Genomic DNA, 9,611 nt, shown 5'->3' with positions numbered 1-9,611 from the left:
CAAACGACGATAAGACCACGTTTTCCAACACCAGCTTGATGAAGTATCTTTGCTAAAACTCCGCAGCATGTTTCTTGGTAACACAACTGCGGAAAATTGCTGTAATCATTGATCTTACTGCTTATTAGAGGTCCGGCCGGTAAAAGCGTTGGAATTAGCCACTTCGCATATAACATATTGATTAATATAGATTTCCGATAAAAGTTTGATTGAAGCTTTATCGCGACAGTGATTCCTGAAGCTGCTTAAACTGCCCCTGAATGACTGCTTTTTCTTGGAGAATCACCTTATTCTCATCGGACAGAACTTCCGCTCTATTCTGAGAGGCTTTCAGATCCGTTTTAATGGCCTCCAATGCTTGGGATAGTACGGCCACTTGCTGATCGGCATCTGCTTTCTGGCTTGCGAGTGCGGCAATATTATCCGCCAATTGTTCGCTTTTACGCTGCCGCTCCCGGCTTTTTGCCGCGGCGTCGTTAAGTTGATGCTCCAAGTTCTCGATATCGACCACTTGTCTATCCAAGGTGCTTTTGTGCATCGCATTGGCCTGTTCGAGCTCATGCGTTTGTCGTTGTAAGTGCGCATTAGTGTCTACCAGCTCGGACGCTCTTGACTCGGCTTGGATGAGCCGGTGTTGCAGGTCTTGAATCTGGTCTTTCAGGCCCAGGTTAACCATGTGGAATTGCTCGCGTTCCTGCTGCCGATCTTCGGCGGTGCGTTGCTGGTAGTGTTCAAAGTGATCACGAATATCCTTATTTTCCTGCTTGAGTTCTGCAACGCTTTCCTTTAATTCAGCAGTTCGTGAAAGGGCTTCGTCGCGCTGAGCTTCTGCCGTTGCTAGCTTAATGCGTACCTCTTCCAGGGACTTGCCTTGCAGGGCTTTTGCTTCGGTAATTTGCGATAGCTGGGCGTTCAGATCCTGTTGGCGGTCGGTAAGCTGCACAATGCTATTACGGGCCTCAGTCAATTCTTTTTGGAGTTGATCATTCGATGCCTTGAACTCGTCGCTGGATTGCGCGATGCGCTGGTCGGCCATCTGCTGAACCCGTTCATGTAAGGCTTTTACTACCTCGACGAGATCATTCGGCAGTCCACTCACATCGGCCACCTCCCCATTATCTGACCGCCAGCGCTTGAGCAGCGGAGCTATGGTGCTTTTGCTGCCGGTACCCAAGTGCTCACGAACACGATCCACCGTAGGTTCCTGACTCTGTAGTTTGATGGCCTCTGCGGCTTTGGCGACATTGTGATACGTGATTCCGGCGCGAGCCATGACGGTTTCTCCTCGGTGATTATTTGGTAACGTATTACATAACACGTAATATAACATAATATACTGATTTTAATACGGCTAATAAAAATTGAATAGTAACCTTTGATAATGAATGTTATCGTGGGTTATGAGTGAGAAATGAAAAATTGATGTTTGTAACACCAGTACATTGGTGCCTTCCAGCGACCCACAGAAAAGGGATAACCATGGATAACTACACACCCAAACTCACATCGGATTCGCCATTGCGTAGTGAGCAATCAGTTTTGCCGTCGCTGGCAGAATCCGACTCACTGCGCCACTATCTGCAAGCGGCGACCTCCAATAACACGCGAACGGCCTACCGTTCAGCGATTCGGCAGTTCGAAAAATGGGGCGGGCGGTTGCCCACGGATCGGGATACTCTGGTGCGTTACCTGGTGGCCAAGGCCGATGTGCTGAATAGCCGGACTCTCGCCCTTCACCTCACGGCCGTTAGCCAATGGCACCACTACCAAGGGTTGACTGACCCGGTTCGCGATCCGCTGGTATGTAAAACCATGGAGGGCATTCGCCGCACCCATGGACAGCCCAAGCGCAAGGCCAAGGCGTTGCGCTTGGAGCACATCGCCCAACTAGTAAATTACTTGCGGCACTTACCGGACAACAAAAAGAAATACCGGGATATTGCCTTGGTACTCACCGGGTTCTTCGGCGCCTTGCGTCGCAGTGAGCTGGTTGCTCTTCAGGTCAATGATCTGGTTTGGGAGCCGGAGGGGCTACTCATCCGGTTGCCGCGCTCCAAGACCGACCAGCAAGGCATGGGTTTAATGCGAGCTTTACCTTACGGAAAGGCCGCTTGTTGTCCGGCTACCGCCGTGAAAACTTGGTTAGATGCAGCGGGCATCACCAACGGTCCGGTGTTTCGTCCCACCAACCGCTGGGATCACATTCAGGAAAAAGCGCTGGCTCCAGGTGCGGTCAATGCTTTGCTCAAAACGCTGGGGCAAGCCTGTGAGTTTGATTTTGTGCCTGAACTCAGTAGCCACAGTTTCCGTAGAGGGTTATCCACATCGGCAGCGCGTGAGCGAGTGGATTTTGAGTTGATCAAGAAACAAGGCGGCTGGAAGAGCGATGCCACCGTCTGGGAGTATATCGAGGAAGGCCAGCAGCTCAGCAATAATGCGTCAATTATCTTAATGGAGAAGATGGCAACCCTGATGGATGCTGAATGATTCGGTCAACATTCGGGGCAGAATCAATGTATCGGGCCAAACCCAAATACCAAAGCTGGTAATGTTACCGCCACGATCATGGATCATTCTGGCCGCTTTACACCATCGATAAAATATTGTAGATTTTCCTACCTTTGTGTAACTAGATCTACAATATATGAAATGGGTATTACTGATCTTATCCCTGCCCACCCAAAACGCGACAGTGCGTATGCGGGTATGGCGAACCCTCAAGTCCTCCGGTGCAGCAGTATTGCGTGACGGCGTTTATCTGCTTCCCCATCGACCAGAACATCAGCAATTGTTCGATGGCTTGCTGCAAGAAGTAGAGGCAAGTGAAGGCTCAGCCTATGTGCTCCTGGTCGATACCGAAGATGCTGGCCAATTCAGCGGCCTGTTTGATCGTCAGGATGATTACGCCCATCTTTTACACGAGCTGCCCCCAATAAAAGAATTGGCCAGTAGTTCCCTGCAAGAAGCAACCAGACAGCTGCGTAAACTGCGCAAAAACTTCACCGCTATCGCCGCAACGGATTTTTTCCCCGGTGAAGCGCAGGCACAAACCCAGCAGGCGCTGCAACAGCTTGAACTTCAGCTCAATCGCCAGTTATCGCCCAACGAACCCCATGAGCACACCGGTGAAATCCCACGGTTGGATATCAGCCTCTATCGCGGGCGGTTATGGGCAACCCGTCAACGCCCCTGGGTGGATCGCCTTGCCTGTGCCTGGCTAATCCGCCGTTTTATCGATCCGGAGGCTCGCTTTGTGTGGTTGCAAGCACCGAAGGATTGTCCCGCCGATGCGCTGGGCTTTGATTTTGACGGAGCCAGTTTCACTCACCTGAATGGCAAGGTCACTTTTGAGGTTCTGCTTGACAGTTTTAGGCTCGATCACCCCGGCTTAACGCGCTTGGGAGCCTTGGTGCATTTTCTGGACGTAGGGGGTATCCAGCCCAGTGAAGCCAGTGGGCTGGAGCAAATCCTGTGGGGATTGCGCAACAGTATTCATGACGACGATCAACTCATCGCCACGGCTAATGGTGTCTTCGATGCCTTACTGGCTGCTTTTACAGATAAGGAAACACACCATGAGTAACACCACCGAATTAATAGCTCACCAGCCGGTTGAAGCGCCTGCGCCGGTCAGTTTTTGGGAGGCCTTCCGTTTCTGGTTAAAGCTCGGGTTTGTCAGCTTTGGTGGCCCGGCAGGCCAAATAGCCATCATGCACCAGGAGCTGGTGGAGCGCCGGCGCTGGATCAGCGAAAAACGGTTTTTGCATGCGCTCAATTACTGCATGGTGTTGCCTGGTCCGGAGGCGCAACAACTTGCCACTTACATTGGCTGGTTAATGCATCGTACCTGGGGCGGTATAGTGGCGGGTGTGCTGTTTTTGTTGCCATCACTCTTCATTTTGATTGGACTCTCGTGGGTATATATCGCTTACGGCGACGTAAGTTGGGTAGCCGGTTTGTTCTACGGTATCAAACCGGCGGTGACTGCCATCGTCGTGCATGCCGCCCATCGCATTGGTTCACGCGCGTTGAAAAATAATGTGATGTGGGCGATTGCTGCCGCCGCGTTTGTGGCCATTTTTGCACTCAATATCCCATTCCCTTACATCGTGATTGCAGCGGCACTGATTGGTTATTTGGGTGGGCGGTTTCTACCTGACTACTTCAACAGCGGCGGTGGCCATGGCAAGGCTGATAAATCCTTCGGCACCGCGTTATTCGATGATCACACACCCACGCCCGCGCACGCCATGTTCCGCTGGTCGCGTTTCAGCATGATCTTGGTCTCCGGTGCATTACTCTGGGCTGTTCCGCTGTTTGCACTTTGGAGTTATTTCGGTTGGGATCACACACTGACACAAATGGCCTGGTTCTTTACCAAAGCGGCACTACTCACTTTCGGTGGTGCCTATGCGGTATTGCCCTATGTTTATCAGGGTGCGGTCGGCCACTATGGTTGGCTCACGCCCACGCAAATGATCGATGGCCTCGCGCTCGGTGAAACCACACCAGGGCCGCTGATTATGGTGGTGGCCTTTGTCGGTTTTATTGGGGGATATGTACAAGCCGTATTTGGCACCGACATGGTATTTCTCGCGGGCGCAGTAGCCGCCACCATTGTCACCTGGTTTACCTTCTTGCCCTCGTTTATTTTTATTTTTGCGGGTGCCCCCTTTATTGAAACGACGCACAATGATTTGAAATTCACTGCGCCACTCACGGCCATCACGGCGGCGGTGGTAGGTGTGATCTTGAATCTCGCCCTGTTTTTCTGTTACCACATTTTGTGGCCAGAAGGCTTTGATGGGCGGTTTGAATGGATATCAGCGGTAATTGCTGTTGCAGCGGGTATCGCATTATTTCGTTACAAAATGAATGTGATGAAGGTGATTGGCATGTCGGCGCTTGTTGGGCTTGCGGTGTCGTTAATGGGGATTAATTAAGTCATCTTTCGATCTGCTCGAACTCATTGCTTACACTTAACGGAGGAAAACCAATGAATGATTTTAACCAAAACAAACGTGATTTCCTGGCTACCAGTGCGACCGCTGCCGCAGGGTTGCTTATTGCATCGGCATCAAATGTTAGCGCAGCTGAATCGTCGTCTCAGGCAGCACCTAAAGGAGCAAATTGGATGATCACCGAAATAAAACCAAAACTTTTATCCTTCAATGCCGCAAAATTAAAAGGCCTTTCTGCCAATTTGATCGAGTCGCATTGGACTAACAATTACAGCGGTTCGGTAAAAACATTGAATGCGGTGAATGATCAGTTGAGTCAGGCACTCGCAAACCCCGACACGCCAGCGTTTCTCTACAATGATCTCAAGCGGGAGCATTTGATTCGCACAGGCTCGGTCATTTTGCACGAATTATATTTTGATAACCTGGGCGGTAATGGCAAAGCCGATGGTGAATTACGCTCAGCTTTCGCCAAACAATTTGGTACTTTTGATCGCTGGGAAACCGAATTCCGCAAAATCGCTCAAGGCTTGGGCGGTGGTTCCGGGTGGGTTGTTCTGGGGTATAACACGCATTTCAATAAGCTGGAAAATTATTGGATGGGTGATCACGCACATTTCCCGGTAGGCACAGTTCCGTTGTTGGTCATGGATATGTATGAACATTCTTATCACATGGACTTTGGCGCGGCTGCCGGTAAATATATTGATGCTTTTTTCAATAATATTAATTGGGATGAGGTTGCTCATCGGCTCCAAGCCACTCACACGAAGACAACATCCTAAAAACGCTATTGGTATGCCTTCTCTTAGGGGGCATACCATTCGCTTCGGCGCAACCAATCAAGGACACGGACGTTATTGATCCGGCGCTGAGTGACGTGTGACTAAATTAAGAGAAAACCAAATGGCGACCAGAAACCTGCAACTAGCCCACCTGCGAAAACTGTCCCAACTGAAACTGCCATTAACAAAGTAGCGGATCGATGGCGGCCATTTACCAGACAGCCTATCCGCGGATCAAGTCAGATATCACGCATGTCGAGTTAGGGGATGTCTACACACCGACACCGGAAGAGCAGCAGTTTGCTGTGAAACATTGCAAACGGGCGAGCACTTCCTTTCTGGGATTACTAATCCAGTTAAAGACGACCCAACGATTAGGCAGATTTGTCACATTGGGTGAAATTCCAAACGTCATCATCGCACACATCAAAAGCCAGTGTCGTTCAAGAGCATCATTCAAGGATCTTCAAACCTATTACGTGTCAGGGGCAAAGGATCGTCATGTAAAACTGATTCGACGTTATCTCTATATAAAACCCTACGATGCAGCCAAGACCTCCGGATTAACAAAGAGTTGGGCGCAAGAGGCGGCAACAACTAAAGAAGCCCTGCCGGATATCATCAATGTCACGTTGGAATACTTGGTCAAGGAGCGATACGAGTTGCCAGCGTTCAGCGTGCTTGAGCGAATCTGCCAAACAGCCAGAGCGGAAGTCAACACCCGGTATTACGGTCAACTGTGTGAATTTTTGACGGCTGAAAGTCGCCAGTGCATCACGGATATTCTCCGTTCCAGCACCGGGCCGAATGGTTTTGGCTGGAGCACGCTGAAAAATGAACCGAAACGCCCAACTCCTCGCAATATCCATGTGTACATCCACTACCTGGAATGGCTGACCTCCCTGCAAACACTACTGCCTGCGGATTTGGGGTTGCCACCGGTGAAACACCAGCAGTTTATCGACGAGGCCAAGGCCCTGGATTACGCCGAATTGATGAAGCTAAAGCTGAACAAGCGACTCGCTCTGGTCATCGTTTTAATCCGACACCAATACGCACGAACTCTGGATAATGCCGCCGATATTTTTATCAAACTGCTGTTAAAAATGGATCGCTCGGCGCAGAAACTGTTGGAGAAATACCTTGCAGACCATCAAAAGCAAACTGATCATTTGATTTCTGTGCTGACTGGAACGGTCAAGGTTTATTTGGATAAACCCGAATCGGTGTCAGCTTTTGATCCTGTCCTGGGAAAGAACAGCGATCAGTTGCTGCAAATGTGTGAACACTACATGGCGTTCGCGGGTAACAACTACTTGCCGTTCATGGTTCAACTCTACAAAAAGCAGCGATCAACGTTGTTTCGCACGATTGAAATACTCAATCTGGCTTCGTCCACGGAAGACAAGGATCTGCTGAATGCATTTCAATTTATTTTGAAATACAAACAACGGCGCGCCGAGTTCCTGTCCATTCAAAGTGATCCAAACGATCCATCCTCCAAAAATGTCATCAACATTCGCTGGATTCGCGAAAGCTGGTGGAAACTGGTCACAGGAAAATCGACTAAATCAGCGCAAGTCACCGAGGTCAATAAAACCTGTTTTGAGCTGTGTGTGTTTGAACGGATCGCCGAAGAACTGAGTACCGGTGACTTGTTCATTCCCTACAGTGAAACCTTCGATGATTACCGGGAGCAAATGATCACCTGGGAAGAATACGAGGCGCAGCTGCCTACCTATTGCGAGGAGGTAGGACTTATCGCCGGTGATACTGAATTTGCAAGAACACTGAAGGAGTCCATGGAGGCGAGCTGCCAGAAAGCTGATAGCCAATTTCCAGAGGATGAACTGGTCCGTATAGAAAACGGGAACCTGATTATCGGTAAACCAAAACCGGATCAACCTTCGCCAGAGGTCGAAGAAATTGGAGCGCTCTTGCGCGATCGCTTGGACAAGATCAACCTGCTCGATGTAATCATTAATGTCGAAAAATGGTTGAACTTGAACAAACATTTTGGCCCGTTGTCGGGTTTCGAGTCACGTATCAGCGACCCGGTGTTACGTTTTGTTCTGACGGTGTTTTGTTACGGCACCAATATTGGCCCTACCGAAACCGTGCGATCCGTGCAGGGTGTGTCGCGCAAGCAAGTTGCATGGCTTAACTTAAAGCGCACTACGGAAGCCCGTCTCGATAAAGCGATTGCTAAGATCAACAGCGAGTACAAGAAATACCGGCTCATTGAGTGTTGGGGTTCGGGCAACAGTGTGTCCGCTGATGGCAAGCTCTGGGATCTCTACGAAGATAATTTACTATCGGAATACCATATTCGTTACGGCAGCTATGGCGGCATTGCCTATTACCACGTCTCAGATACCTACATTGCGTTGTTCAGCCGGTTTATCCCCTGTGGTGTCTACGAGGCGATTTATATCCTGGACGGTCTGCTCAACGACGAATCAGATTTTAATCCAGACACCGTTCACGGTGATACGCAGGCGCAATCAACACCGGTATTTGGCCTGGCGTACCTACTGGGCATCAAGCTCATGCCGCGTATCCGAAATATCAAAGATCTCAGCTTCTACAAGCCTGACCGCGCTATGGTGCTTAAGCATATTCAGTCCTTGTTCAAAGAGCCTATCAAGTGGGACCTTATTGAAAAGCACTATGCGGATATGATGCGAACAGCTATGTCCGTTAAAGCAGGAAAAATTACCGCCTCGACAATCCTGCGCCGGTTCGGCACCAAGAACCGGAAAAACAAGCTGTATTTTGCGTTCCGCGAACTCGGGCGAGTGGTCAGAACTATGTTCCTTTTGGAATACATCACCGATGTTGATCTACGCAAAACGATCCAGGCAGCGACCTGTAAGAGTGAGGAGTTCAACGAGTTTGCACGTTGGTTGTTTTTTGCGAATGCCGGAAAAATTCCCGCTAACCTAAAGCATGAGCAAAGCAAAATCGTGAAATACAATCATTTGCTGGCGAACTTCACAATCCTATACAACGTGAACGCGATGACGGAAGTGTTTAACCAGTTGAAGTCGGAGGGCCACAATATCACCCGCGACCTCATGGCCGCATTCTCGCCGTACCATACTGAGCACTTGGGCAGATTGGGAAGCTTTGAGCTGGATTTGACCAAGCAGGTTAAACCAATGTCATTTGAGTTGCTGGTTGATTAAATCTTTATTATTCAGTTAGTTATACTCGAAGCGGCTAATTCCAACACTTTTACCGGCCGGACCTCAATACGAGAAACAGGCCAAGCGTGCCGCTGAAGAAGCAATGAATAATGCGGTTACCAATGCAGCGAAAAATTTACAGGCTGCGGGTCATGTATTGAGCCTGTTTACGGATGACACCATCACCGATGACACACCTTTTTCCATTATTAAAGAAAAAGCCTATGCATTGCTTGAACAAGAGAGATTCCCATTAGTTGCTGATTACTTACGCAATATTGCTTTCGACAAAACGGCATTTGAATGGTCACATTACACAAAATTATCCGCCACATTCAAACGTAACTTAAGGCAACTTTTTACTGATCTGGATTTTGCCGGACGTGTAGAAGACTCTCCTTTGCTTGAAGCTATCGCGTTTTTACAAAACTTATTGCGCACAGAAAAATCACCAAGGCAAACTGACCCTAATTCATTTCCGACTGAGATTATTCCTAAAGGTTTACGCCGATATTTGTTTAGTAAAGAGGGCAAAACATTTAAAACGCTTGATGTAGATCGCTATGAGTTTTTGGTCTATCGCCTACTACGCAACTCACTGGAAGCGGGTGATGTGTACGTTAAACATAGTAATGAATTTCGCCGCTTTGAAGATGACTTAATAAGCGATCTTAGAT

At 49.1% G+C, this 9,611-nt stretch carries 6 protein-coding genes and 1 pseudogene; 6 read left to right on the top strand and 1 reads right to left on the bottom strand.

Annotated features, from left to right (window positions below; translation table 11 throughout):
• Nucleotides 1-217 precede the first annotated feature (217 nt).
• The gene (locus tag ACRN9H_RS19305; protein WP_432315828.1) at nt 218-1,273 is read right to left on the bottom strand and encodes a DNA-binding protein; all 1,056 of its coding nucleotides are present in this window, start codon (nt 1,271-1,273) and stop codon (nt 218-220) included.
• A 206-nt stretch (nt 1,274-1,479) separates the two neighbouring features.
• Here ACRN9H_RS19305 and ACRN9H_RS19300 point away from each other — a divergent pair, with 206 nt between their 5' ends.
• From ACRN9H_RS19300 to ACRN9H_RS19275, 6 genes and pseudogenes are all read left to right on the top strand, one after another.
• Entirely contained in the window at nt 1,480-2,487 is a 1,008-nt protein-coding gene (locus ACRN9H_RS19300) for a site-specific integrase (RefSeq protein ID WP_007645343.1), read from the top strand.
• Between the two features lie 157 nt (nt 2,488-2,644).
• Nucleotides 2,645-3,583, top strand: coding sequence for a chromate resistance protein ChrB domain-containing protein (locus tag ACRN9H_RS19295; RefSeq protein WP_007645340.1), 939 nt, complete (start codon nt 2,645-2,647; stop codon nt 3,581-3,583).
• Entirely contained in the window at nt 3,576-4,943 is a 1,368-nt protein-coding gene (gene chrA / locus ACRN9H_RS19290) for a chromate efflux transporter (protein WP_117249892.1), read from the top strand. Before ACRN9H_RS19295 ends, chrA begins: the two co-directional genes overlap by 8 nt.
• Before the next feature lie 53 nt (nt 4,944-4,996).
• Nucleotides 4,997-5,746: a superoxide dismutase gene (locus ACRN9H_RS19285; protein WP_202187817.1), complete on the top strand. Its 750-nt coding sequence runs from the start codon at nt 4,997-4,999 to the stop codon at nt 5,744-5,746.
• A 200-nt stretch (nt 5,747-5,946) separates the two neighbouring features.
• Nucleotides 5,947-8,934, top strand: coding sequence for a Tn3 family transposase (locus tag ACRN9H_RS19280; protein WP_191221430.1), 2,988 nt, complete (start codon nt 5,947-5,949; stop codon nt 8,932-8,934).
• Between the two features lie 55 nt (nt 8,935-8,989).
• Nucleotides 8,990-9,611, top strand: a pseudogene (locus ACRN9H_RS19275) (Tn3 family transposase); the annotation flags it as partial.

Source organism: Shewanella sp. MF08487 (assembly GCF_050848685.1).
Taxonomy (GTDB): domain Bacteria; phylum Pseudomonadota; class Gammaproteobacteria; order Enterobacterales; family Shewanellaceae; genus Shewanella; species Shewanella glacialipiscicola.
This window is presented reverse-complemented; position numbering and strand designations above follow the sequence as displayed.